Below are 23,760 nucleotides of genomic sequence, written 5' to 3'. Positions count from 1 at the left end.
GTATAGCAAGCATGGCAGCATACCTTTGTACTCGGTTTTGATGCCGTAAGAGATTTAAGCCCATTTAGTTATGAAAAATATACTTGAAAATAGGAACAGAAAATTGGTTGAAAGTGCTATGAATACCATAGTAAATGAGCATATAAAGCTTGTTGGTGCCATTCATTATGATGAATTGGCGGCTTTAGTTCCAACCATAGAAAATGCAGAGCATATTTTTATAATGGGAGCGGGGCGCACCGGACTAATGATGAAAGCGGCAGGAATGCGCTTAATGCATTTGGGATTTAATGTTCATGTTGTAGGAGAAATCACTGCGCCGGCCATAAAAGAAGGCGATGTCCTTATAGTGGGATCCGGATCTGGAACTACAAGCGGAATTGTACGGGCAGCTGAAACCGCAAAAACGGTAGGAGCAGGTATCATATGCTTTACCACCAATAAGGAATCTAGATTGGCTTTATTGGCAGAGCATACAGTGGTTATACCTGCTGCACAAAAACAGGAGCGAGATGAGACTGTTTCCAAACAATACGCTGGGAGTCTTTTTGAGCAATCACTGTTGTTAATGTTTGATGCTTTAATACAAACGCTTTGGGAATTAGATGGTAGTACGGCTTCAGAGCTATGGAAGCGTCATGCCAACATGGAATAAATTAAGAATAGAAAATAGAGATTAATTAGTTAAGAACATTTTAAATATAAAATTATGGCAAAGTTACAAGTAGCGATCGATTTATTGATTATAGAGGATGCAATTGCATTAGCAACAAAAGTGGCTCCTTATATTGATATTATTGAATTAGGTACCCCACTTATTAAAAGTGAAGGGTTGGCAGGAATTAGAAAGATGAAAGATGCTTTTCCTGATAAATTGGTTCTAGCCGATTTTAAAACTGCAGATGCAGGTGAGTTGGAAGCAAATATGGCTTTTGGTGCAGGAGCGGATTATATTACCGTTTTAGGTGCAACTGGGGATTCTACCATAGCAGGAGCGGTAAAAGCTGCAAAAGAGCACGGTAAAGGTGTTGTTGTAGATACTATTGGTGTTAAGGACAGAGTTAAACGTGCTCAGGAAGCTATTGCATTAGGTGCGGAGTTTGTTGAACTACATGCAGGTCTGGATGAGCAAGCGGAAGAAGGATACTCCGTTCAAGTTTTGATAGACGAAGCAGCAAGAGCTGGTGTACCTGTATCTATTGCAGGTGGAGTAAACCAAGGTAGTATAGATGCGGTAAGAAACTCAGGAGCAATAATAGCAGTTGCGGGAGCAGCTATATACGGAGCAGAAGACCCTGCAGAAGCAGCTAAGGAATTAAGAGGATTGGCCATAGCGTAAGCAATTGGAAAGGTTTTGCTAGAGCCTCTTTTAATGATTTGTACAGGACAGATTCCCATAAAATATTTTATGGGAATCTGTTGTTTTATACTGTTTCTAGAGTTGTTGAGGTTGTAGATAAATAAATAACAAATTCATTTTTTATCTATGACTACTATCTTATGTCGGTTATACTATGGGTTTGTTGACCATAACGCAGCACTTTTTAGCATGGCTCTTCTTGGTAATTTTAGGCCTGCAATAATTAATTCCGCAAAATCCTCAGGTTGTAATACATTTTCTGAACCTTTGGTTAGCATGCCCAACTCTATGGTCATCTCAGACTCTATGGTACTTGGTGTTAATGTATTTACCCTAATATTGTTTTTACGAACTTCTTTCATCAAAGATTCGGACATGCCAATAACAGCAAATTTTGATGCCGAATAAGCAGATACATTCGCATTTCCGTTTAGCCCTGCGGTAGAGGAAATATTCACAATGTCCCCTTCGTTCTTAGCGATGAGATGAGGTAAAACTTCTTTGGTTACATGGTACATACCCAAGACATTGGTCTGTATAATTTGAGTCCAAACACTAACTTCCATTTCATTAAACGAACCAATGGCTGCTACCCCGGCATTATTTACTAAAATATCAACAGTGCCTAAAGTTGAAATTATATTCTTTATACTGCTTTTTACCTCTTCATAGTTACCAACATCAAATACCGAATATATTGCTTTGACACCAAAGGCTTCTAATTCGGCAACAGTTTCTTTTAAAATACTTTCTGTTCTTCCGGTAATGGCAATATCAATTCCCTCTTTAGCAAATGCTATGGCGGTTGCTTTTCCCAACCCTTTGCCACCTCCGGTTATAATGGCCTTTTTATTCTTAAGATCTTTCATGGTATTCTTTTGTGTTATTCAATAGTTGTCCAGTAGTCCATTACCAGAACATCGCCTATTATCGGACCAATTTTGTTAACCAAGGCAATATGTGCTTCGTGAAATAAATAAATTTCCCTGCCATGGTCATCATTAAAGGTAAGGGTAAACGTATGGGTCAACCCTTTGCTTGCGCCTTCCTTACTGTCGTTAACACCCCATTCTAAATGTTTGATTTCAGGAATCTCATTTTTTAGATTTTCAAAAGCTTTAACCGCTTCGTCAACTTGAGCCTCGGTTGCCTCGTCTTTATATTTTAGGTTTACGATATGTCTTAATACTTTTTTGCCTCTATCAATTTTTGGGGCAACCTTGTAAGTGGCCACTTTTTTTAGATCAAACCTGTTAGAACCTGCTATCAAGAAGCTGGTATCGTCTATTTGATGAGATCGTAATCCGTAATAAATAGAAAAACCGGTTTCTAGATAATTTAATGGAGTGAGCGTTCCGTTTATGTCTAATTTAATAAGTTGAATACTGGCATCGTCTCTTGTGCCAACTGCCAGTACAGCTTCATTGTTTTTTACCGAAACAATTTCAATTCTTGTCTGTCCTTGCAATTTCGTGCTTTCATCATCCTTTAAAACAAAATGTGGTACCAATGCTCCTTTTCGGTTTATTTTAAAAACACTTACACCATCACCGTGATAGGTAAAGTCGGTTCGTTTAATGAATCCATTTCTCTCGTAATATTTATGGTGCCTGTGACCGACCACCACATAATAATTATCTCCTAATTGTACTCCGGTTACGGGATACGCCCCGGTTAAATATCTATCCGTAGTATTATCACCTATGTTATTAATGTTTTTAAAGGTGCCATTGTCATACACTCTAAAACTACTTACACCATTGTCTTGAAACCCTCCGGTATATAAAAATGTTTTTCCTTTTATTTTATGAATGAACATGCCAATGATACCATCGGTATAAATTTCTTCATCATCTTTCACGGATTGTACATGGGAAAGTTTTCCATCATTCTCTATCTTAAAACTGCTGAGACCTGGAGTTTCTTCCAAGCCGCCCACAAACAGATAAGAGCCTTGTTTCATATGAACCACCTGAAGGGTTATGGCAATACCAAGATGGGTTTCATCGGTATCCATGGTCAAGGAAACCTGTTCCAGCAATCCATCATCCAAGATCTTAAAAGTTTCAATGGCATTGCCGTGCTTGTTCGCTACGAATAGAAAATCCGTTCCGTTTATATTATCGGCCACCATTCCCCTAGCTGGCCCTTCTTCTTTATAAAGCGCTTGCGTACCTATTGGCGTTAACTTACCTGCTTTGTCTAAACTAAATATATCTATACCTCCAAATCCACCGGCATATGCATAATGATTTCCATCTTTTTCATAACTGGTAACCGTTACGATATTATTGGCGGAAACACTTTTAAAGTCCTGCAGATACGGCATTAAGTCATCCGTATTCTGCGACCAACAGATGGGTGATAGAAGCAATGCGAAGAAAGCAATGGATATTTTTATACTATTCATGATTTTTTAACCTTTTTAATTTTTATGACTATTCTATAATAGCAGTTGCTCCGTCAATGGCAATGGCGCGGTCTTGTTCTATAGTTCCCCCGCTTACACCAATGGCTCCTATAATTTTACCTTCTTTATTTTTGATGGGAATTCCCCCAGGGAAAGTTATTAAACCATCATTAGAATGTTCAATGTTATAAATTATACCGCCAGGTTGTGTTAATTCTCCCAGCTCTCCGGTATCGATATTAAAATACCTTGCCGTTTTGGCTTTCTTGATGGCTACATCAATACTTCCTAAAAAGGATTCGTCCATACGGATAAAAGCTTTTAGGTTGGCACCTGCATCAACGACAGCGATATTTGCCAACACCTCTGAAGCTTCGGCATTTTTCTTAGCGGCCAGAAGGACTTTAAAAGCCTCGTCATGGGTTATGTCATTGGTAATTTGTGCATGTGCCATAGACAGCCCCATGAGGGTGAATACGGCAACCAAAGTTCTTATTTGCGAGAGTAAAGGCATCATTTTCGTTTTCATTTTATGATGCAAAAATTATAAACTACGCTGAGAAAAGAGTTGAACAAGTTCAACTTGCCACAAATTTTATTGCATTTAGAACTGCTTTTTGATCTTACTTAAAAACTCGTGCGTGATACCTAGGTAGCTAGAGGTTTGCCTATCCGTTAGTTTAGCGGCGATTTCCGGGTAATGGTCCATAAAGTGGACATACCGCTCTTTTGCCGTTAAACTATGGTTTCTGACCAGCCTGCGTTGCCATGCCACAATAGATTTTTGAAACATGATACGGAACAGTTTCTCTGCCAGCGGAACGGAACGGTAAAGCTTTGATTTATCCGTTTGGGAAATAAGAAGCACCTTACTGTCTTCCAATGCCTGCATGTTCAAGTCAGATGGGTTATGGTTCATAAAACTGTCTATGTCCATCAACCACCAATTTTTAGCGGCAAAGTACAATGTGTTTTCGTTTCCTTTTTTGTTTATTGTAAAGACCCTAAAACAGCCTTCCAATACAAATCCTTCAAATTTGCAGACCTTTCCTTGCTCTAATAGAAAAGCCTTTTTTTCTATGGATTTTTGGTGAAAGTAACCACAGAATTCCTCCTGCTCCGCGGCGGAAAGCAGACCTTTTTCATCTATATTTTCCAGTAGAAAGGTATTTGTCATAAATGCGTTTGTTCTTTTAAATATACACCTCCTTGGTATTTAAACCATGCCCCTAAATTAACTAAAACTGATTTTCCAGTTTACGCCAAATTGATCTAAGCAAATGCCATAATAGGAACCCCAAAATTGCTCGGCCATTGGTAGTTTTATTTTGCCATGTTCAGAGAGTGACCGGAACAGTCTGTCCGCTTCTTCTTTGCTCTCCGTACTCACATAGAGCGAGAAGTATTTTGCCGAATTATTGTCCGTATTTGTAGTGTCTATTATATCCGCCCCCATTAGGGTTGTTTCGTTGCTAATGGGTAGCCTAACGTGCATAATATGGTCATCTTTACAGTTTGAGAAATTCTGTCTAGCTGCTTCGGGAACGTCTTTATAGCGCCCTATAAATTGAAATTCCTTTTTAAAAACAGATTTGTAAAAGTTGAATGCTTGTTCGCAATCCCCGTTAAAATACAAATAGGTGTTTACTGTTGTCATTGCCTTCAATCTGAATTGTCCGGTCTAGAATAAAACTGGGAACTTTTGTTTGATAAATATAGGCAAACCTTTTGGGTAGGGGCGAAAACGGGAAAAAGCCCCGTTAAGGAGCTTTTTTTATATCATTCTTATAATTTTTAGAAAGGATTTTATGGTTGCAGGTGAATGCGCTATTCGTTAGGTCTCATTACTATTTCACTGAGTATCAATTCTGATTTTTGTGCAAGTGCTGAGGAGCTTTCAATCTCATGGTCACCTATTAAACCGTCCAACTCAACGGGCACATCATTGTTGAGGTAGGCCAAGCTACCATAAATTTTACGGTCATCAAGATGTCCACCGTTCCAATCAATGCTTCCGCCATAATCCCAATCTAAGCCATAGAAGGTAAAGGCCTTTTTGTTATGAGCTTCAAGCGCCTTAAGCTTCGTGCCAATGGTAATACCTTCGCTGGTTTTCCAATCTGTATTTTTACCATATAATTTAATAGAAACCAGTTTTTTAAAGTTCACCGTATCATCTTGCCACACAAACTCCACCTCGTTTTTTGAATCCGGAAATATCAACGTATTGGCATACTCGCCCATCCCTTCGGGATAGTAGCCAACGGACCTTTTTACATGTTTACCAAAAACTGCTTTTAGCGCTTCCTCGGAATCAAAGGATAACAAACTATCCAAAGGAAAATCAATTTCAAAAGCAGCTACTTCTTTTGCTTCGGGAATTGAGGCTTTGTCAATTTCGCTCTTTTTTTGCGTCGTTTCACCGCAACCCGCAATGGTTAAAATTAGCAAGGCGATCGGAACTAGGTTTCTCATGGTTTTGATAATAAGTTGATGGCTGGTTAAAGCATCCGTTCGGTAATCACTTATAATCAACGGTCTAGACGATTCTTTATTTTGGTTTTCTGTATCTTTTTTACCTGTTATAGATCAATTTTGGAGAGAAAGTCTCTAATTTTTCCTATGATTTTGTCTCCGTCTTCTTCTAATGCAAAATGGCCCGTGTCATAAATATTGTAATCTATGTTCTTTACATCTTTTTTAAAGGCTTCCGCGCCACTTTCAGGAAAAAAGGCATCGTTCTTACCCCAAACAATTAATAATGGAGGTTGATTTTCCCTTAAATAGTGTTGCCATTTTGGATAGAGTTTTAAGTTGTTTTGATAATCATAGAACAAGTCTATATTAACGGCATGAGCATTGGGTCTAGATAAACGCAAATAATCTAAATGCCAAGTGTCAGGATTTACATTTTCAGGGTTTCTGGTGCCATGGGTATATTGCCATTCCAAACCTTCAAGGGAAAAGGCATGCAACATGGCATTTTCAGTCTTTTCATTTCTATTGGCCCAAAGGTTTCTTGTGCTTTCCCAGGCATCCCCTAATCCCTCTTCGTATGCATTTCCATTTTGGTTTATTATTGCGGTAACCCTTTCCGGGTGTGCGGTGGCAATTCTAAAACCAACTGGTGCGCCGTAGTCTTGTATCATTAGGGCATAGCTTGCAATACCTTTCTTTTCTAGGAATGCATCTATGGTTGTGGCAATATTGTCAAAAGTGTATACATAGTTCTCCGCCGATGGAAAATCGCTGTTTCCAAAACCGGGATAGTCCGGAGCTATTAAATGATAATCGTTGGAGAGCTGATTCAATACTTTTCTGTACTGGTGCGATGAAGACGGAAAACCGTGTAGGAGCACTAGGGTAGGGTTAGTGTCCGTTCCCGCTTCTCTGTAGGCAATTTTTATACCATTAACGTCTAGTTTCTTGTATTGTACTGCGTTCATTGTATTGTCTTTTTTAATTGTGGATTCTTTATGTTCTATGGTGTTTTGTTGCGCTTGAAAGGAAGTTGTTGTTGCCAAGGCAAATAGGTATAATACATTTAGTTTTTTCATAGTTTCAAAGCTTTCTATCGGATTTCTTAATTTCTAAATCGTTGATGCTGGCGTACCGTTTTTGCATAAGTCCGTTTTCGTCAAACTGCCAATTTTCATTACCGTAGGCCCTGAACCATTGCCCCTTTTTATTCTGGTATTCATATTCAAACCGTACGGCAATTCTATTGTTTCTAAATCCCCAGAGCTCTTTTTTTAGCTTGTAGTTGAGTTCATGGGTCCATTTATCTTTCAAAAATTCTTGTACTTCTGTACGCCCGTTAATAAAGCTGGTCCTGTTTCTCCATTCGGTATCCTCCGTATATGCCATAGATACGGTTAGGGGGTCTTTACTGTTCCAGGCATCTTCGGCCATTTGTACTTTCTGTTGTGCCGTTTCTTCATTGAAAGGCGGTAGCGGATGTTTTTTCATAACTTCTACGTTTATTACCGAACATTCGGTAAAATTTATTAGTAAACTACTTCGGGGCAAGCCCGCGAGGCATTAAAAGGAATACACCTTAATTTCGAGGCAAGCCTCGTAGTATTTAATCTCGATTATCGAGTAAATTTTTTAAGGGTTTATATATTGATTTTCTATACGTACCAGGGTGTTTTCAAAAACGGAAATATCGCCTAAACCTTTGGTAACAATCAGACTTCCCTGAATAGCAATCAATACCTGCAGCGCCCTTTGCTCTGCTTCGGTAGGGGATAACTGTAGGGCAATGCCAACATTCTTAAAAGCAGCTATCCATTTCTGCATTCCGTTTTTTACTTGTTCTTCAAATAGTTCCAAACCGGCTTGCATAGATAAAGCTCTAAAAATGCAAACTTTATTACCTCCGTCGTACAAGATTCTAATTTCTTGTAGAGCGGTTATGATGCGTTGTTCAGGAGCAATATCTTCATTTAACAGTTTCTGAAAGACATTCTCTTCGACCCAGTTTCCTATATGATTGAAAACGGCATCGGCCATTTCTTGTTTTCCGTTGGGAAACCTGTGGTATAGACTTGCTTTTTTTAAGCCCGTAGCTTCGGATAAATCCGCTAAGGAGGCTCCTTCGTATCCTTTGGAGCGAAACACCTTTGCCAAACCGGTCAATATCTCTATGTCCAATACCTTTTGTGGTCTCATGGTGCAAATATATACAAAATTTTGTAATTACCGAACGTTTGGTAAAATTGTGATAATTTTATCTTTTTGTATGCGAGAGCCAACGGTTGGTGAGAACATCTTAATTCATGCTATACTTTTCTCTATAGGCAGTTGGGCTAATGCCTTCTTTCTTTTTGAACAATCGTGAAAAATAAGGAGGATATTCAAAACCTAGCTCATAAGCCACTTCCGCAATACTTTTACTGGGTTGTAACAACATATTCTTGGCCTCGTCAATTAACAGCAATTGCAAATGTTCGGTAGTGGTCTTACCGGTTTCTTTTTTGAGGGTGTCACTAAGGTAGCGTTGCGAAACGGACATTTTATTGGCTATCTGTTCTATGCTGGGAATGCCTTTTTCTTGAAGTTGACCCGATTCAAAATATTCCGATACTTGGTGGTTAAATTGCTCCAATAAGGTGGTGGAAAGCTCTTTTCTGTTCAAAAACTGCCGTTCATAAAAACGGTTGGCATATTTTAAAAGAGTGCTCAGTTGTGAAATGATAATGTCCTTGCTAAACTCATCCTGATTGTTTTGATATTCTATTTGAATATTCTCCACAATGGATTCCATCTGCTTTTCCTCTTTTGGCGAAAGGTGCAACGCTTCGTTCACCGAATACGAAAAGAAACCATATTTCTTGATCTGGTGTGCCAGTTCCGTTCCTTTTAAAAAGTCTTCGTGAAAGTTGATTGAAAAGCCCTTTTGCTCAAAAACCACGGCTTTGTTCCATTGCAGTACCTGTCTGGGCGCTAGAAAAAATAAGGCTCCGTTATTAAAATCGTATTTGGTACGGCCATAGTTAAGATCGCCATCTACAATCTTTTTAAAACTAATGGTATAGCAATCATTGGTAATGGGCGGGGAGCTTTCTTTTGGGCACGGCAAAAAACCATCGCCCGTAGCGGAAAACACACTCAGCATAGGGTGCTCCGGACCTGGTAGTTCTAAATAATCTATGTACGCCGATAAGGTTTTAAAATGCTGCATATTACTTCTTCAATTCTTTTTCTGCTGCTAATAACTGTTTGTTGTACCCATCTATTCTGGCATGGGCAGTTCCATCCACCAATAAAATAACCACCAACATGGCTATAGTTGTGATCATGCTAGCTCTCCAACCGGGAGTAGGAACAAATACCAACACCAAAGCACAGACAACGATTATAATGGGAATAGCCGTAAAAACAATGGTATTGTACTCTTTTAAAGTGGCTTCGGCACGCTCTAACTCCGAAGCGATAAAAGCAGTGGCATCTGTATGGTACGCTGTTTCAAATTGTGTAATTCTAGATTTGTTGGTAAAAAATAAACCAAGGCCAATAATTAAAAGTAAGGTACCGGCCACCAGGGTGGGAATGATGTAGGCTCTTGCCATATCCGTCTTTCCCAATTGCCAAAATCCTAAGCTTGCCACCAAAAATACCACTCCAAAGAGCATGAAAAACGGGGTTGAAAAAAGTTCGGCCTTTGCCCAGTCTGTTGCTGCTTTTAATATATCCATATCTTTATGTTTTAGATAGTCTATTCTACTAAATTACACTTATTCCATTGAACCTATATTTCTAACTATGTTTGCGGGGCCTTCTGGAAACCAAGTTTTTATTAAGAAATTTGGAATAGAGCCCACGGGAACGTAATCTGCGTTATAGGTTATTTTTGTTGTTGTGGCATCTACTTTTTCAAACTCGTAGATTACTTTATAGCTAGACATTCTTTTAACATCCTCTGGTTTATAGGTGTTTGATACTGCATTCGCAGAAAAAACAAGCTTATTATCCTCCTTAACGCGATTGAACTTTATGACAATATCGCTATTCGCCATAGGCCAAGGTGCATCAAAATAATAGTAGCCCAGCCATTCATTATCCGAAGTTTTTTCTATTTCCTTGGTGATGGGTGTTCGCTCCAGAAAATTTTTATGATTTGCCGTGTTGGAAAAATAGGTGTCCAATTCGTCTAATGATATCTTGGCCGTGGTCTGCGCAATGTAGTAAAAGTGCGTTCCTTCTTCCTCCTTTACCAAATCATACTTTACCGTAGATTTTCCGTCTTTAGTGGTTTCCGTGGTCCAGTTTCGGCTTTGTGCAAAAACATTCATGGACGTTAACAATAGTACAATTATGCCTATGTTTTTTATCCTCTTCATTTTACTCATTTTACCATTATTAAATCATCTACCCAGCTATACATTCCATTTTACACCTACGGCATCTTCAGAAACTTCCCAAAGCTTTTCCATTACCGGTTTGTCTTTGGCATGTGGCTCTAGTTTACATTCGCCAACCGGACCTGTCCAATAATTTTTGCCAGTTGGACCGTAAAAAGCCTCTTGATCCAAATCTGGTTCTGTAGCACACATTAATTCTGGATATGCCCCCTTTTCTGCGGATTGTACCATGGGTGTCAACTTCATTATTTGCCAAATAAAACGCGTTAACAGGCTGCCGCTGGTTTTAATGAGCGATGTTGAAGATGCGCCCGGATGGCAGGCATATGCCTTTACACCGGACTTGCCTGCTGCTTTAAGTCGGTCTTGTAATTCAAAGACGGACATAATCTGCGCCAATTTACTTTGGCTGTATACGCCATTGGGACTGTAATTTTTATCCCAGTTCATATCATCAAACTGTATGGTCTTAATTCCCAGATTATAGCCCATACTACCTACCACTACAATGCGGCCTTTGGATTCCTCTATTCTTGGGAACAACAATGCTTGAAGTAAAAAATTACCGTAATGGTTTACGCCCAGCTGACATTCAAAACCATCTTCGGTAAAGGTTTGTTTGGGTACTTGTGCAATGGCGGCGTTACAGATTAAGGCATCTATTTGAGGAACCGTTTCAAGCACTTTTTCTGCGGCTCTACTTACGGAATCCAGAGACGCCAAGTCCATTTGAATATTGGTTACGTCTATTGTATTGCCAAGTTCCTGCTTTAATGTAGCTAGGGTATCCTCGGATTTTTTTGGGTTACGGTTCAACATCACCACTTTTGCCCCTTTGGACAAGAGTCTTTTGGCAGCCTCAAACCCTGTGCCGCTGGTAGTACCTGTTATGACGTATGTTTTGCCGGTAAGACTATGTATTCTATTGGGTGTCCACCCTTGCTTACCAAATTGTGTTGTACTCATTATGCCTATTTTTTAAATGTCTAAAAGAATAGGACAAAGGTAAAATGGAAGCTGCGGTAGCGACTTACACGCATTTTCGAATCTTGTATACTTTTTGGGGGGTGTTAGTTTGTTAGTGGGATGGTGAAATGGTTGAAAAGTGAAATTAGCTCAACTTTAGAAGGTTATTCATCACCATACCGTATTTGAAGATTTGGGTTTTCTTTTCTCCATTTTTCTAATTCGAGCTTATTTATTCTATTTCCGAACAGCTCTACACATTTTAATTTTTTTAGCTTTTTCAGTTTGGCCAGTTCTTTTGAGACGGTCAGTTTGTTCATTGATAAATTTAGATATTCTAGATTTTGGAGTCTGTATAAATCTTCGGGTAAGGTTTTAATATCTAGGTCATATAAGGTTAGTTGTTCTAGACCTTCAAGTTCTAATAATTCTGGTGGTATGGTTCTAAACGGTGGTTCGTCTATATATTGATCCATTGCGCTCAGTGGCGGATAAATAGTCCAACCTTCTAAACTATCAACGTAGATTTCTAATTTCTTTGCATTCTTTAATTGCCCAACCTCTTTGGGTATATCTTTTAACCCATATTTAGACAGCTCAATAAAGACCTGTTCTTGATTTTCTATATCCTTAAAAAGGTGATTAGGCTGGCAAGAGAAAATGAAAATTGGTATTGCTAGTAAGGTTAAAATCTTCATTGCTTGGTTTACGCATTGGTGTTGCTGTCCCGCAGAGCTGCTATGATTTTTTAGGCATTGTTAGCAATTGCCTTTTTTATTTCATTTTCGACTAATGTTCCTCTAGCAATTCGCCCTGTACGACCACTAGTACCTTGGAATACATATTTATAGAATTTCGCATATCCATTAGTTTCGGGGTCGGTGGACTTGTTTGCTAAAATTTGATTTTCTAAATCTGTCAATACTGTGTTTAAATTAATCTTATTAAAGTCAGTTCCAGTTCGTTTTAGTTTCACTAATTCAACAAGCAGAGTAAACAAACTTGTTTTTCTAAACCAAAGTGAGTCTAGTTCTAACTGCAAATCAGTAATCATTTTGCAAGTTTCTGTAATATCTTTTTCAATTTTTTCTGAGTCATTGTACTCATCATTATACAGTTTAATATATCTTTCAATTTCTGAATTACCTGTAAAATATCCGCCTTCTTCTATAGTCGCCATAATTAATAGGATATACTCAGTGTCTTTCATCCTAGCATATTGATTTTGGCTGAAAATATCTAATGCCTCAAATTCCTTTGATTCTTGAATAGCCTGTGCAGTAGAAATAAACACTCCTTCATATAATGCATTATTGATTTCCATTGCGTTCAAAGCATAGCTAACAGAATTAATTCTTTGAAATATTTCAATAATTTGATTTTCGTCTAATCTTCCCAGGTCACGAACTACTATCTTATAGTCATAGAAATCAGTTTGTTGCTTAGGCGATAAATCTTTAAACAATGGTATACCACGAGTAGGTATTTCTCCATTGACATATGAAAAAATTGTATCCAAACGCTGTTGTCCGTCAACTACAAGTCTAGTAGACGTTTGAGTTTCCAAGTCTATATCTCCATCTGCGAGATAAATCTCCGGAAAAGGATACCCTCTAAGGATAGTGTCAATAAATTTTTCTTTGTGCGAATTGTTCCAAACCAAATTTCTCTGAAAGGTAGGACGTAAAACGAGAGTCCCATTTTTTAAATGATTGTATAAGTCGAGTAATTTCTCGTTGTCTGCTGTCCCTATATTATTCATAGTTTTCTAGTCTTAGTCTATTGATATTTCGAGAATGGTATTTTTCGAAAAAGTATTCATTTCGAAAAATAGCTCCCGCAATTTTATAATTCCCATACTTCCCATAAGAAATGCTCTTGAAGAATTCAAACCAATCATTTTTCTTAGGATAGTTGAATGGGAATAAATCTGGTCTAATCCATCCTTTTAAGAAGTACTCTAGGAATTCTCTATATTTTTTATCCTCTTGTTCACTCCTAGCTTTAACACTAATATTAAAGTTGAGTAGTTCCTGCCAATATTCATCAAATATGGTTTCACTGATAACTACAATGTCAATGTCAGATTCTTCATTAAAGTCATTCCATATCTTTTTTGGAGCTATGCTAAATCCTAGTTTAGCTGAACCCACCATAACCACTTTTGTGGTACTGACGTTGAAGAAGTTTGCAACTCTTTGTTTTAAGAAAAAGTATTTGTCCTCATCATCAAGATAAATTATTGGATTTCCGTGAAGTAGATTCTTTCTGATAATTACTGTGTCTGATATGAGATCATTATTGAGTTCTGCTTTAAAAGCAGATTTTCTATTTCCAATAATTTCTTTCATTTCTCTTTTTTGGTTGTTGCTAACAATTGTGTAAAACAGCAAAGCACATTTTACCTAATATTAAATTATAAAGTAACATTCTAAAACGGCAGGGGGAAGTAATGTTTTAGAACCGACTAGAAAGGTAGTATTTTTCTTCAATGTAGCATTACGGATTACCGTAAAAGCCGGGAAAATATAATTTAATAGCGAGGATTTCATCTGGTGATTGTAGGCGGTGCAGTTCATTAAACAATAAAAAGCAAAACCCAGAACAAGCTTCTGGGTTTTACATTAACACTAAAGGTTTATTTATTATTCCGTAGGTGGTTGTAGCGTGTATCCCAGAGACGTCATTACGTTTAATTGATCGTAATAATGCGCCATCATTGTAATTTTACCGTTTTGAACAAGACACGTTACTTGTGCAGGAATCGCGATTTCTTGACCGGTTTTCTTATTTGAAATAGTGTCTGTAGTCCAAACCATAACCCATTCGCCCTCGTTTATGCCACCTGTTACCTTTATGGGCGCATATGACGTGTTTGGGTCAATGGAATGTTTGGTAGTTGCAAAACTTTCTTTATAATATTCGGACAATTGGGAAGGGTTCATTACGTTGGTAGGACCTCCGCTGAGACCATAAATTTTGGCGTCATCTGATAATTGCGCTACCATAGTATCCGCATCTCCGTTTTGCACCGCATTTACGTAATTCGATACAACAGCTATATTGGCTTCTGCATTCTCAAAATCCATGGTAGCCGAAACTTCTTGTGCGGTATTGATAAGAGGTGTTAAAAACACAGCAAACATAAAAAGCATAGTCATCTTAATAGTTCTCATAATATATAAGTATTGGTTAATATTCTACTCAATTGGTATTTTACCACATAGGGGGAATACTATTACCGGCAATACATACTAGGGGAACTTACTTGCTTCATTAAATGCTTTACCACTAAACATTTTTTAGATATACATACGTAATATCTTAAGCCTTAGGAATATAGTGATTATTTTACTATTTATATATTTCAAAATAAATTAATACGGTATTTCTGTTGTAAAGATGAAAATGCTTGAGAAATTCTATTGGAGTATAAAGTCATTGGTTGCTTTTTCTGCTTATACTTTAACTTCTAGTTCACGGGCTACTACTCCTTTTCCGCCTGCCATGAGTCCGGTGATTTTTTCATTTTCCAATTGCAATTTCACCGTAATAGCACTTGGTGATGGTGGCAACATGTATTTGCCTTGCTGTATTTGAAAGGTGGTTTTCTTGATCTGTAAAACATCATACATATAACTGGCCAACGGCCCTGCAGCCATGCCCGTACCGGCTTCTTCTAAAATACCATAGCGCGGGGCGAACATTCTAGCCGTAGCATCAATATCTGCCATGGTATCCGCAGTAAATACGTAATAACCTATTAAATTGAAATGATCGCTTAGCTGTTCTATGGCATCAAAATTTGGTGATAATCCTGCTAAAATCTTGGTGCTTTTTACGGGGATCATCAGAAAAGAATTCCCCGTATTGACCACTTGCAACGGTGCGTTTGGCAGTAAATCTTCTTTTGTTAATCCTAAAGATGTTAGAATATCGGTCTCTTTTTCGGTAACATCTTTATACGTGGGTGCTAATTGCTCCATAAATGCCAAAGCGCCCTGTATTTCTATTTTTCTGTTTCCATCTATGGTTTCTTTTGACGATGCGTTGCCATTTAATTTTCCCAACTGTTTTAAGTACGAGAATGCGGCTATAGTAGCATGCCCACAATGGGCTATCTGCTTGGTGGGTGTATAGAAATCGAGCTTAAAATCTGCCGTATTGGATCTAGAAATAAAAGCGGTTTCAGAGAGCCCCACTTTTTTGGCAACATGTAATTTGTCTTGATGAGATAGTGCATCTGCATCTAAAACTACACCTGCCGGGTTGCCGCCTTTATCATTTTCTGTAAAGGCATTTAGTATTTGTACGGTTACTTTTTTTAATTCGTCCATCATAATTTTTTTAAGATTATATCAGATAGACGGTAAACTTTAAAAAAAGACGTAGCTATTCTTCGTTATTTTCAAAATCGAGCAATTTTCCTGTTCGGTCAGCTATTACATTGGGGCAAGAAAGCAGCTGTACCTTTAATATGTCCCTAGCTTTTTGTACCCTTGATTTTGTGCCCGAATACGAGATGTTTAAATGCTTGGCCAGCTCTTTTTGCGAGTATTCTTGAAAGGTGGTCAATATAATGGCTTCTTTATGTTGCGCCGATAACTCGCCTATTTTCTGATTGATGCAATTGGTGAGCTTGGCATAATCAAAATCATCTGACTGTTCTTCTGCCAGCTCTATACCATCTATACTCGAAGTGGTTTTACCCTGTTTTCTAAAATAATCTATAATCGTATTTCTAGTAATTTGATACACCCAAGAAGTCAATTTAGAGGTATGCTGCAATTGATGGATCTTCGTCTGTATTTTCAAGAATACCTCTTGGTGAATGTCTTTTGACACTTGTTCATCTTTGATCTTGCCAAAAATGAAATGATACAATTCTTCATTAAGGTCTAGCCAAATGGTATTGATTTCATTTTTCATGCTGTACTATTTATCTAAAATTGATCTTCATGCGCCATCAGCGCCCTCCAAATAGCAATAAAGTCTTGAACGCTTTTTTTGTCTAAATCTGTATTGACCAATAACAGCTTACCGGTCTTTGTGTTTTCATTGAAGAACATATGGGTGACTACACTAGGGTCTCCGCCTGTATGCCCAATTTGCCCTTTTGATGACATGCCCATAAATACCCCCATATTGTATTCGTCATTATACTCCCTATCGCTACGGTCTTTATGGTTCTCGTCTGTTAACTGCGGTGTAAATAGCTCTTTATAGCTTTCTGCGGATAAAATTGTTCCGTTACCAGCATAACCTTTTATAATTTCAGTTAGATATTTTGCCAAATCGTGAGAAGAGGTGATCAAGCCACCATCGGGATAATTGATCAATCTATAAAAGGCAAGTTCGGTATCCGCATCGGCGTATAATTTTGAATGTTTTGAAAAGTCTATGGTATCAAAAGACCATCCGGAACCATTCAGATTCAAAGGGTCAAAAATATGTTTCTCGGTAAACTCCGGAAACGATGCTCCCGTTGCTTGCTCTAGCACATATGCCGCCAAACCAGCACCTATATTAGAATAATTGAACATACCACCAGGTGGGTATTTAGAAAAGGTTTTCTTTTTGTACCATTGTCCATCGGTACTTAAAATAGCTTTTAAATAATCGCCAAGGGGCATCATTTTACTAGGATCACGAAAATTGGCGTTGACCTTAGCAGCGCCGTTTTCGGCATCTTTTAATATATACCCTTTACCCTCATATTCTGCTGGATCCTTAATCCCCGAAGTATGACTTGCCAATTGGCGAATGGTAATAGGCGTATTCTTAAATTTAGGATGCACCACTTTAAAAGGCAGATAGTCATTGATAGGATCATCTAAGGTTAGCTTACCCAACTCTTGCGCTTTTAACAAAGCCACACCAATGAAGGTTTTAGATATCGATGCTATATTCTGTAGGGTATTTTCTGTATACTTTTTATTTACTTTTTTGTCGGCAAAGCCAAATCCGTCTTCATAGAGCGTGCCATCTTCATTGACTATGGCCACCGAAAAACCAACTAAATTTCCGTTAGCTGAAATTTGCTGTAATTCACTAGTGAGTTTTTTGGAAATGGAATCGTTGGTTTGCGCATGTGTTATGCCCACAAATAATGTAGCTAGTATAAATTGACCTATTTTTTTTAAGATCATGATTGTAATTGATTGATAAATAATTAGTTGCAAGTTAGGTATTTATGATGAAGGAGTTAGGTGTTAGGAGCAAAGTCGTATTTAGTAATTAGTGCAAGGTATCGGGGGTTGTTTTATATAAAATTTCTACTCCGCCTCTCAATATAGATGACACTTTAATGGGCTTTAGTAAGGGTTTGTAGAACAAAAACGCTGAAATAATTTAAGTTCTCATAGTGCATTTAAAAAAGTGTTCAGGTCTGTTTCCTTTTCCAGCCCCAATTTCTTTTTTAATCGGTATTTAGATTTTAGAATGCTATCGGGCAAGACATTTAAAGTGGTGGCAATCTCTTTGGTCGTCAGGTTCATACGTAAAAAGGCGGCCAATCGTATTTCCTTTTCACTGATTTCGGCATAGATGGTCTTCAGCTTTTGGTCAAAATCATTGTGCACTTCAGAGAAATAGGTTTTAAAGACCTCCCAATCTTTATCCGATGCATTTTCCTTTTTTAAGAGCATGACCATACGCCTAAATTCGGTCTTAAACTTATCAGGGGAGTTTTTAACGTTCTCCAGATTCTCCATCAACTCCTGTATAAATGTATTCTTTTGTACCAGGTGCAGGGTTTGGCTGGCCAGTTCCTTTTGTTTGTGCTCAATTTCCTGTTGGTAGATGGCTTCTTGTTTTTCGCGGGCTATCCTATTCTTTTTGATCCGCTGCTGGAATCCGAAGTACAACAGTCCGGATATAACTATAAATGCCACCATTCCTCCGGCGTACAGGCCTTTGGTGAGTTTATCCACTTTTACCTTTTCATTGAGCACGGCTATTTCCTCTTCCTGTAAAGCCAATGCCGCCTCTTTTTTTTCGGTTTCGTAAATGGTTTTCAGTTCTGCTATTTGTTGCGCTTTTCGGTTGGAATAAAGGCTGTCGTTAATAGTGGCGTACCTACTAAAATTGGCATATGCGCCATTCGTGTTGCCCATAAGCTTTTGTATTTCGGCTTTTGTTTTTAGGGCATCCCTTAACGTAGGTAAGGCTTCTATTTCTTCCGAAATGGCAATTACCTCATTGATATGGGTCAACGCACTTTGATATTCATTTTGGGCCATTTTTAAATTGGCCATTTCGTGAAGGGCGGCGGTCAGATTCAATTTAATGTCTTCTTTTTTGGCTATTTCAATAGATGCTTCCAATAGGGGAAAAGCCTTTAAATAATCCCCTTGTTTGTACTCCAATCTGCCCAAATCATTTAAGGAGGTGGCCATCATGCTCTGTATGTTCATTTCTTTGGCAAGCTCCAATGATTCTTCTAGTAGTTCTTTTGATTTTCCAATATCGCCAAGTTTTTCAGTAGCCAAACCAGCTGTGTTTAAGGCATAACTAGAGTATATTTTGTCATTGTTTTCTTTGTAAATAGCAATGGCCTTAGTGGCGTAGTCTAAGCTAGAAGCATAATTCTGTTGCTGAAATTCAATATCAGCTAATTGTTTTAAAGCATCGGCCTTTCGTACTTCATCTCCTTTTTTTTCAAAAAACCTGAGGGATTTTAAGGTGTGTTCCACAGCAATTAAATAGTTGCCTTTTTCAAAATAGATTCCTCCCAAAACTTCATATTCCGATCCTCTTAAATCGAAATTTCCCAAATCGGAATTACTCCTATTTTCTTCGGTATACATATTTAGAATGGACTGGGTAGTTTCAATAGCTTTATCAAAATCTCCTGATTCCCGTTGAATGGTGGCGAGGGAGTGTAAGGCAAAAATCTGTCCTTTAATGGATTTTATTTCTTTAAAGGCGTTCAAGGCCTTATTGTGAAAAAAGGCTGCAGAATCATTTTTGGATTGATTGTAGTAGTAATTGCCAAACTGTAAATAGCCATTGGCAACACCTCTATCATAATTTATTCGGTTGGCGAGGTCAAATGCTTCACGTGCATAAAGCAAAGCACCCTCGTTATCCATAAACATCATTCGTTCATGAATTCGTGAAAGCACCTGTGCCTTTTCAATATTATCCGGTAAACCCTGGGAACGTTGGATAAGACTGTCCAATTCTTGCTGTCGGTTTTGTGAAAAACAGGCGGAACAATAAAGATAGAAAAGAAGGAGTAGTTTGATATTCAGGTTCATAACGGTTGGATTAGGTATGGGAAAGATAAAAAGAAATGAGCTTGCTAAATAGGATTTGTCCATCACCAAAATACGCTGGTCCATGTCTAGTCTATACATTGTAGGAAGATGCTATATAAATTTTAATTTGTAAGTATTTGAAAAACAATAATTTAAGCTTTGTATTATAAAAGTTTATAAATGTGAATTCTATAATTATTTGAAGCGTTTTTTGATGCTTGTCCATGCTTTGTCCATACTTGTTTTTATGTTTCATGTTGATTATGAGGTAGTTTAGGGCTGTTGAATCCTAAATAACTTTTAAAATGAAAACAAGACCATTCCATTTCAGGCAGTTGTACGTGTTCCTAATTTTCCTGCTAATTGTAGGTTGTAGTAAAGATGAAAGTTCAGATATCAAAGAGCCGTTGGTTGAAGAACCAATAGCTAAAGACACTTTAAGTAAAGAAGAAACCGGAAAAATCAATGATTGGATCAAGCAATTAAATTATGATCCCAGCGAACTCTTAAATGTTCAGACCTCTACCGGAAGCACCTCCAACGAAGGGAATCCTTTAAAAAATACCGATAAGGGCTATATAACCGAATGCAAAACGGTTTATCATGACATCCGATCCAATTTTGAAAATGTGGTGATGTTCGATCCCACTTTAGGGGTAATCTACCCTGGAGCCTTGGTTTTGGGTAATAAAGTATTAATAGAGGGCGCACCGCAACCTCTACAAGTAGATAAAGCTCCGGTCAAATTAAGGGTGGAGCTGCCAGGAATTGGTGATGGTGGAAACCTTTTGATAGACGAGCCTAATTATCAAAATACTCAAGCAGAAATTGATAAAGCTTTGGAATATTGGAATTCCGATGTTGCCACGCAAGGCTATGCCATTGATGCCGACACCTATTTTGAGAAAACATCGGTCTATACGAGCGAACAGATGAGCTTGTCTTTAAAGGTAAGTGCCGATTGGGCCACTGGTTCTTCATTTGAGTCCCAATTTGACTATTCCAAGAGTACCGAAAAAAGAGTGGCAGCAGCACTTTATAGACAGGTGTACTATGATGTAGTCGCAGAAACCCCCGACAGCCCTGCGGCCGTATTTGGTAGTGAGGCGACTGTTAGTGGACTCCAGTCCTTGATTTCCGAGGAGAACCCGCCAGCATACGTAAGTTCCGTGCAATATGGTAGAATTATTATGATCCGTATGGAGACCACCGATACCACTACCGAAGTTAACCTTGAGGCCGTGTTGGACTATGCTACTAAAGCTAAATCTATTAAGGGCGAAATAGATGTAAACTATGAGAAAGTAATTCGTGAATCAACTTTTAATGTGGTGGCCATTGGAGGAAATGCCAAAGTAGCTACCAAGGTCATTACCGGAAACAGTCTGGAAGAAGGGGAGGGCGGTTTGTATTACGTAATTGAGGAAAGTGCCGAATACAATAGGGAAAACCCGGGAGCACCGGTAGGTTATACCGTAAAATACCTAAAGGATAATACCATCGCCAAGATGGGCTACCAGACAGATTATAACATTGAGACCTGTGGTACTTTTAAATACGACCATGAGAATATTGTTGTGGTAAACGATTCCAACTACGATACCCGTTTCCGATTCATTTATAAAAGTGCGGGAACCAATAACGTAACCCAAACAGGGTATTACACGGTAAATAACGATAAACGAGTTGCAAAAAGTCCGCCAAATGGCGCCCATGATGTGTATGTGCAGTTTGATTTGCAAAATGTCCTATTACAGTGGGACCGTATGGGAGAATTTCACCTGAAATACCTGAGTAGTGAACGGGACTTTAAGGTCTACTGCTCTGAAAAGGATTTTTTAGGGTTTTGTAAAACCATTAGCGTAAAAGAAGATTAGATTCTAAAAAGTTTAGGGGAACTACTTTTTTAGAATAAACAGTCCGGCACCTAAAGTTGCGATTCAACAACTTGGTGTCGGCTGTTGTTTTTATAGAGGGTGATACAACGGTTAAAGTCTATTTCTTATTAAACCGGTTTTTTCTTCAATCGATTTTGCAAGGTAGGTTTCATGGCAATAATATTGCTATGGTTTATAGTTTTATGCGGTTGTGCACCAGCTACCATTGTTTTGCACATTTTTTATTTCACTATTGGTAATTCTAAAAAAGATGAATTCGTTTTATTTCTGTAGATGCTTAAAGTTGGAGTTCCTTCGGCCGGAACTTTGTCAAATGTGTCCTTATCCGCCCCGGAAATCGCAATTCTTATAGCGTGTCCTTTTTTGATGAGAATAGATGTTGGATGTAATTTAAAACGGACTTCTTCAATTTTATCAATGGGAATTGGTGATGCATCTGATTTTCTAAATGAATGATACGGTATCTCCTTGAACATATCATTTTCGGATAATTTTCGATGTTCGAGCAAAAGCCCTCCTTCGGTGATATATCTACTTTTTCCAGTTGGATCAACATCTTCCAAGTAGACAAAAATGCTCCCTTCTTCGTGTGTGGACGACAGACTGAGGGAGATTACCGGTGTTCCTGTAATTTGAAGAGGCTCTGCAAGAGGTGCGGTTGTATACGTTAACATTAAAGAATCGGCGGCATTGCGATGATCGAGATTAAGAATGGATTTTCCCATTTGGGTTGTCCACCTATTGTTTGTACCGGTACTTACCGAAAAGTCAACGAGGTATTCATCCTTACCTTGGTGTTCATTAGGGGATGAAGTATTTAATTTTCCGTGGGTATCTAAATAGTATTTAATTCTTTCTTGCCCCTTTGGTGGCCAAATATCGGATTGTTTAAATGATTCTTCTCCAAAATTATAATACTTAATTAATGGCCAATCTTCAACATTTTTGTCATTCCCCTTTATGTAATGGTCAAAGAAGTCCAGTTGCAGTCTAAGTTGTTCAGCCACCGAAGGGACAGGGTCGACAATACTGTCAGAAACAATAAATGGGCTAGCATGAGACCCTCCTCCATGTGAAGTAGGCATCATTACAACTTTCTGGGGATGGGTAAAATGCTGTAATCTTAACAAAGTGCCTTCAGCGGTTCCGGCATCAAGCCAACTGGTAAGAACGAGCATAGGTACATTTGATTCCGAAATTTCTTTTTTCCAATGCAAAGGGTCAAGTTCTTCGAATTTAAAATCCCCAAATTTGGAATCCTTGTATGGTGATGCTGTCAGAGCTTTCAATACGATTGGATTGTTTTCATGTTCTTTGATGGCATCAATTGGAATATTAGTACCTATACGCCTCACACTTACACCTAGATTCTCTACGGAATTTTGGTCCAACCAATTAACATATTGACTCCACGGTGCTATAAAACTTGATGCAAGCATTCCATAGGGTCGAGAAGGACTTTCATATACATCAAAATCTGACCACCCAGGAATTACGGCTTTAATAGCTGGGTGTTGGGTTGCACATAAAAGCTCTGCAGTTGTTCCGGAGTAAGAGGTGCCATAGGCTCCCACTTTACCATCGGACCACGGTTGTTTTACGACCCAATCAACAATGTACCAAGCATCTTTTACTTCCGTAGGCGTGTATTCTCCAGTACGAACCCCATATGAGGCACCTGTTCCTCTGACATCAACTTTTGCGAGGACGTAATCATGGTCCAGAAAATATTTGTCCCGTTTACTGAGTGAGGCAATTGGCTTTCCTGTTTTTGGGTCTTCTTTGCCTCTCCAATAACGGGTAAACTCAAAGAGTAAGGGAAGTTTTTGATTGTTATAATTTTCTGGAAAGTAAACGTCCATAGCCAATTTGGTTCCATTGACCGCAGGTACGTAATGAGACTTAACATTATCTGCTTGCGAGAAACCTAATTGAAAGGACAAAAGGAAAAAGAATATGAGTAAAAATCTTTTTGCTGTCATTTTCTAGGTGTTTTAAA

25 protein-coding genes are annotated in these 23,760 nt (G+C 38.3%); 3 read left to right on the top strand and 22 right to left on the bottom strand.

Annotated elements, in window-relative coordinates; all coding sequences use genetic code 11:
- Positions 1 to 70: 70 nt before the first annotated feature.
- Both hxlB and hxlA read left to right on the top strand, forming a co-directional pair.
- The gene (gene hxlB, locus P0077_RS06650) at positions 71 to 655 is read left to right on the top strand and encodes a 6-phospho-3-hexuloisomerase (protein ID WP_276168349.1); all 585 of its coding nucleotides are present in this window, start codon (positions 71 to 73) and stop codon (positions 653 to 655) included.
- Between the two features lie 54 nt (positions 656 to 709).
- The gene (gene hxlA / locus P0077_RS06645) at positions 710 to 1,339 is read left to right on the top strand and encodes a 3-hexulose-6-phosphate synthase (RefSeq protein ID WP_276168348.1); all 630 of its coding nucleotides are present in this window, start codon (positions 710 to 712) and stop codon (positions 1,337 to 1,339) included.
- Positions 1,340 to 1,512: 173 nt separating this feature from the next.
- Here the strand turns inward: hxlA and P0077_RS06640 are convergent, their stop codons facing one another.
- The 21 genes from P0077_RS06640 to P0077_RS06540 form a co-directional block, all read right to left on the bottom strand.
- On the bottom strand, positions 1,513 to 2,229 hold the full coding sequence (locus tag P0077_RS06640; protein ID WP_276168347.1) for a 3-ketoacyl-ACP reductase: 717 nt from the start codon (positions 2,227 to 2,229) through the stop codon (positions 1,513 to 1,515).
- Between the two features lie 14 nt (positions 2,230 to 2,243).
- Entirely contained in the window at positions 2,244 to 3,770 is a 1,527-nt protein-coding gene (locus tag P0077_RS06635; protein ID WP_276168346.1) for a Dabb family protein, read from the bottom strand.
- A gap of 28 nt (positions 3,771 to 3,798) precedes the next feature.
- Positions 3,799 to 4,236, bottom strand: a complete 438-nt coding sequence (locus P0077_RS06630; protein ID WP_276169174.1) for a GlcG/HbpS family heme-binding protein — start codon at positions 4,234 to 4,236, stop codon at positions 3,799 to 3,801.
- A gap of 138 nt (positions 4,237 to 4,374) precedes the next feature.
- Positions 4,375 to 4,947 (bottom strand): Crp/Fnr family transcriptional regulator, encoded by a 573-nt coding sequence (locus tag P0077_RS06625; protein ID WP_276168345.1) that lies wholly within the window; start codon positions 4,945 to 4,947, stop codon positions 4,375 to 4,377.
- A gap of 57 nt (positions 4,948 to 5,004) precedes the next feature.
- Positions 5,005 to 5,427 (bottom strand): VOC family protein, encoded by a 423-nt coding sequence (locus tag P0077_RS06620; RefSeq protein WP_276168344.1) that lies wholly within the window; start codon positions 5,425 to 5,427, stop codon positions 5,005 to 5,007.
- A 170-nt stretch (positions 5,428 to 5,597) separates the two neighbouring features.
- Positions 5,598 to 6,245 carry a hypothetical protein gene (locus P0077_RS06615; protein WP_276168343.1) on the bottom strand — a complete coding sequence of 216 codons (648 nt, stop codon included), beginning with the start codon at positions 6,243 to 6,245 and terminating at the stop codon, positions 5,598 to 5,600.
- 107 nt (positions 6,246 to 6,352) lie between these two features.
- A complete protein-coding gene (locus P0077_RS06610; RefSeq protein WP_276168342.1) occupies positions 6,353 to 7,327 on the bottom strand; it encodes an alpha/beta fold hydrolase in 975 nt (324 codons plus the stop codon).
- Between the two features lie 4 nt (positions 7,328 to 7,331).
- Entirely contained in the window at positions 7,332 to 7,739 is a 408-nt protein-coding gene (locus P0077_RS06605) for a nuclear transport factor 2 family protein (RefSeq protein ID WP_276168341.1), read from the bottom strand.
- A 141-nt stretch (positions 7,740 to 7,880) separates the two neighbouring features.
- On the bottom strand, positions 7,881 to 8,444 hold the full coding sequence (locus P0077_RS06600; RefSeq protein WP_276168340.1) for a TetR/AcrR family transcriptional regulator: 564 nt from the start codon (positions 8,442 to 8,444) through the stop codon (positions 7,881 to 7,883).
- A gap of 100 nt (positions 8,445 to 8,544) precedes the next feature.
- The gene (locus P0077_RS06595; protein WP_276168339.1) at positions 8,545 to 9,456 is read right to left on the bottom strand and encodes a helix-turn-helix domain-containing protein; all 912 of its coding nucleotides are present in this window, start codon (positions 9,454 to 9,456) and stop codon (positions 8,545 to 8,547) included.
- A 1-nt stretch (position 9,457) separates the two neighbouring features.
- Positions 9,458 to 9,970 carry a hypothetical protein gene (locus P0077_RS06590; protein WP_276168338.1) on the bottom strand — a complete coding sequence of 171 codons (513 nt, stop codon included), beginning with the start codon at positions 9,968 to 9,970 and terminating at the stop codon, positions 9,458 to 9,460.
- A 39-nt stretch (positions 9,971 to 10,009) separates the two neighbouring features.
- Entirely contained in the window at positions 10,010 to 10,615 is a 606-nt protein-coding gene (locus P0077_RS06585; RefSeq protein ID WP_276168337.1) for an SRPBCC family protein, read from the bottom strand.
- Between the two features lie 36 nt (positions 10,616 to 10,651).
- Positions 10,652 to 11,602: an SDR family oxidoreductase gene (locus P0077_RS06580; protein ID WP_276168336.1), complete on the bottom strand. Its 951-nt coding sequence runs from the start codon at positions 11,600 to 11,602 to the stop codon at positions 10,652 to 10,654.
- A 164-nt stretch (positions 11,603 to 11,766) separates the two neighbouring features.
- Positions 11,767 to 12,300 (bottom strand): leucine-rich repeat domain-containing protein, encoded by a 534-nt coding sequence (locus tag P0077_RS06575; RefSeq protein WP_276168335.1) that lies wholly within the window; start codon positions 12,298 to 12,300, stop codon positions 11,767 to 11,769.
- A 50-nt stretch (positions 12,301 to 12,350) separates the two neighbouring features.
- Positions 12,351 to 13,364, bottom strand: coding sequence for a DUF262 domain-containing protein (locus tag P0077_RS06570; protein WP_276168334.1), 1,014 nt, complete (start codon positions 13,362 to 13,364; stop codon positions 12,351 to 12,353).
- The gene (locus P0077_RS06565) at positions 13,357 to 13,953 is read right to left on the bottom strand and encodes a hypothetical protein (RefSeq protein WP_276168333.1); all 597 of its coding nucleotides are present in this window, start codon (positions 13,951 to 13,953) and stop codon (positions 13,357 to 13,359) included. Before P0077_RS06565 ends, P0077_RS06570 begins: the two co-directional genes overlap by 8 nt.
- Before the next feature lie 294 nt (positions 13,954 to 14,247).
- Positions 14,248 to 14,778 (bottom strand): nuclear transport factor 2 family protein, encoded by a 531-nt coding sequence (locus P0077_RS06560; RefSeq protein WP_276168332.1) that lies wholly within the window; start codon positions 14,776 to 14,778, stop codon positions 14,248 to 14,250.
- A gap of 282 nt (positions 14,779 to 15,060) precedes the next feature.
- The gene (locus P0077_RS06555; protein WP_276168331.1) at positions 15,061 to 15,942 is read right to left on the bottom strand and encodes a PhzF family phenazine biosynthesis protein; all 882 of its coding nucleotides are present in this window, start codon (positions 15,940 to 15,942) and stop codon (positions 15,061 to 15,063) included.
- A 52-nt stretch (positions 15,943 to 15,994) separates the two neighbouring features.
- On the bottom strand, positions 15,995 to 16,531 hold the full coding sequence (locus P0077_RS06550; RefSeq protein ID WP_276168330.1) for a sigma-70 family RNA polymerase sigma factor: 537 nt from the start codon (positions 16,529 to 16,531) through the stop codon (positions 15,995 to 15,997).
- A gap of 14 nt (positions 16,532 to 16,545) precedes the next feature.
- Positions 16,546 to 17,751 (bottom strand): serine hydrolase domain-containing protein, encoded by a 1,206-nt coding sequence (locus tag P0077_RS06545; protein ID WP_276168329.1) that lies wholly within the window; start codon positions 17,749 to 17,751, stop codon positions 16,546 to 16,548.
- 210 nt (positions 17,752 to 17,961) lie between these two features.
- Positions 17,962 to 19,962, bottom strand: a complete 2,001-nt coding sequence (locus P0077_RS06540) for a tetratricopeptide repeat protein (protein ID WP_276168328.1) — start codon at positions 19,960 to 19,962, stop codon at positions 17,962 to 17,964.
- A gap of 206 nt (positions 19,963 to 20,168) precedes the next feature.
- Here P0077_RS06540 and P0077_RS06535 point away from each other — a divergent pair, with 206 nt between their 5' ends.
- Positions 20,169 to 21,740 (top strand): thiol-activated cytolysin family protein, encoded by a 1,572-nt coding sequence (locus tag P0077_RS06535; protein WP_276168326.1) that lies wholly within the window; start codon positions 20,169 to 20,171, stop codon positions 21,738 to 21,740.
- Between the two features lie 242 nt (positions 21,741 to 21,982).
- Here P0077_RS06535 and P0077_RS06530 read toward each other — a convergent pair whose 3' ends face one another.
- The gene (locus P0077_RS06530; RefSeq protein WP_276168324.1) at positions 21,983 to 23,743 is read right to left on the bottom strand and encodes a CocE/NonD family hydrolase; all 1,761 of its coding nucleotides are present in this window, start codon (positions 23,741 to 23,743) and stop codon (positions 21,983 to 21,985) included.
- Positions 23,744 to 23,760: the final 17 nt, after the last annotated feature.

Source organism: Zobellia alginiliquefaciens, assembly GCF_029323795.1.
In the GTDB taxonomy this organism is placed as follows: domain Bacteria; phylum Bacteroidota; class Bacteroidia; order Flavobacteriales; family Flavobacteriaceae; genus Zobellia; species Zobellia alginiliquefaciens.
This window is presented reverse-complemented; position numbering and strand designations above follow the sequence as displayed.

What these genes read in the sequence shown, in the direction of transcription:
- P0077_RS06600 (WP_276168340.1), bottom strand. Translation starts at nt 8,444, where the DNA reads ATGAGACCACAAAAGGTATTGGACATAGAGATATTGACCGGTTTGGCA.
- P0077_RS06570 (WP_276168334.1), bottom strand. Translation starts at nt 13,364, where the DNA reads ATGAATAATATAGGGACAGCAGACAACGAGAAATTACTCGACTTATAC.
- P0077_RS06535 (WP_276168326.1), top strand. Translation starts at nt 20,169, where the DNA reads ATGAAAACAAGACCATTCCATTTCAGGCAGTTGTACGTGTTCCTAATT.
- P0077_RS06580 (WP_276168336.1), bottom strand. Translation starts at nt 11,602, where the DNA reads ATGAGTACAACACAATTTGGTAAGCAAGGGTGGACACCCAATAGAATA.
- P0077_RS06565 (WP_276168333.1), bottom strand. Translation starts at nt 13,953, where the DNA reads ATGAAAGAAATTATTGGAAATAGAAAATCTGCTTTTAAAGCAGAACTC.
- P0077_RS06585 (WP_276168337.1), bottom strand. Translation starts at nt 10,615, where the DNA reads ATGAAGAGGATAAAAAACATAGGCATAATTGTACTATTGTTAACGTCC.
- hxlA (WP_276168348.1), top strand. Translation starts at nt 710, where the DNA reads ATGGCAAAGTTACAAGTAGCGATCGATTTATTGATTATAGAGGATGCA.
- P0077_RS06625 (WP_276168345.1), bottom strand. Translation starts at nt 4,947, where the DNA reads ATGACAAATACCTTTCTACTGGAAAATATAGATGAAAAAGGTCTGCTT.
- P0077_RS06630 (WP_276169174.1), bottom strand. Translation starts at nt 4,236, where the DNA reads ATGGGGCTGTCTATGGCACATGCACAAATTACCAATGACATAACCCAT.
- P0077_RS06615 (WP_276168343.1), bottom strand. Translation starts at nt 6,245, where the DNA reads ATGAGAAACCTAGTTCCGATCGCCTTGCTAATTTTAACCATTGCGGGT.
- P0077_RS06610 (WP_276168342.1), bottom strand. Translation starts at nt 7,327, where the DNA reads ATGAAAAAACTAAATGTATTATACCTATTTGCCTTGGCAACAACAACT.
- P0077_RS06550 (WP_276168330.1), bottom strand. Translation starts at nt 16,531, where the DNA reads ATGAAAAATGAAATCAATACCATTTGGCTAGACCTTAATGAAGAATTG.
- P0077_RS06640 (WP_276168347.1), bottom strand. Translation starts at nt 2,229, where the DNA reads ATGAAAGATCTTAAGAATAAAAAGGCCATTATAACCGGAGGTGGCAAA.
- P0077_RS06595 (WP_276168339.1), bottom strand. Translation starts at nt 9,456, where the DNA reads ATGCAGCATTTTAAAACCTTATCGGCGTACATAGATTATTTAGAACTA.
- hxlB (WP_276168349.1), top strand. Translation starts at nt 71, where the DNA reads ATGAAAAATATACTTGAAAATAGGAACAGAAAATTGGTTGAAAGTGCT.
- P0077_RS06540 (WP_276168328.1), bottom strand. Translation starts at nt 19,962, where the DNA reads ATGTATAGACTAGACATGGACCAGCGTATTTTGGTGATGGACAAATCC.
- P0077_RS06620 (WP_276168344.1), bottom strand. Translation starts at nt 5,427, where the DNA reads ATGACAACAGTAAACACCTATTTGTATTTTAACGGGGATTGCGAACAA.
- P0077_RS06605 (WP_276168341.1), bottom strand. Translation starts at nt 7,739, where the DNA reads ATGAAAAAACATCCGCTACCGCCTTTCAATGAAGAAACGGCACAACAG.
- P0077_RS06635 (WP_276168346.1), bottom strand. Translation starts at nt 3,770, where the DNA reads ATGAATAGTATAAAAATATCCATTGCTTTCTTCGCATTGCTTCTATCA.
- P0077_RS06590 (WP_276168338.1), bottom strand. Translation starts at nt 9,970, where the DNA reads ATGGATATATTAAAAGCAGCAACAGACTGGGCAAAGGCCGAACTTTTT.
- P0077_RS06555 (WP_276168331.1), bottom strand. Translation starts at nt 15,942, where the DNA reads ATGATGGACGAATTAAAAAAAGTAACCGTACAAATACTAAATGCCTTT.
- P0077_RS06545 (WP_276168329.1), bottom strand. Translation starts at nt 17,751, where the DNA reads ATGATCTTAAAAAAAATAGGTCAATTTATACTAGCTACATTATTTGTG.
- P0077_RS06575 (WP_276168335.1), bottom strand. Translation starts at nt 12,300, where the DNA reads ATGAAGATTTTAACCTTACTAGCAATACCAATTTTCATTTTCTCTTGC.
- P0077_RS06530 (WP_276168324.1), bottom strand. Translation starts at nt 23,743, where the DNA reads ATGACAGCAAAAAGATTTTTACTCATATTCTTTTTCCTTTTGTCCTTT.
- P0077_RS06560 (WP_276168332.1), bottom strand. Translation starts at nt 14,778, where the DNA reads ATGAGAACTATTAAGATGACTATGCTTTTTATGTTTGCTGTGTTTTTA.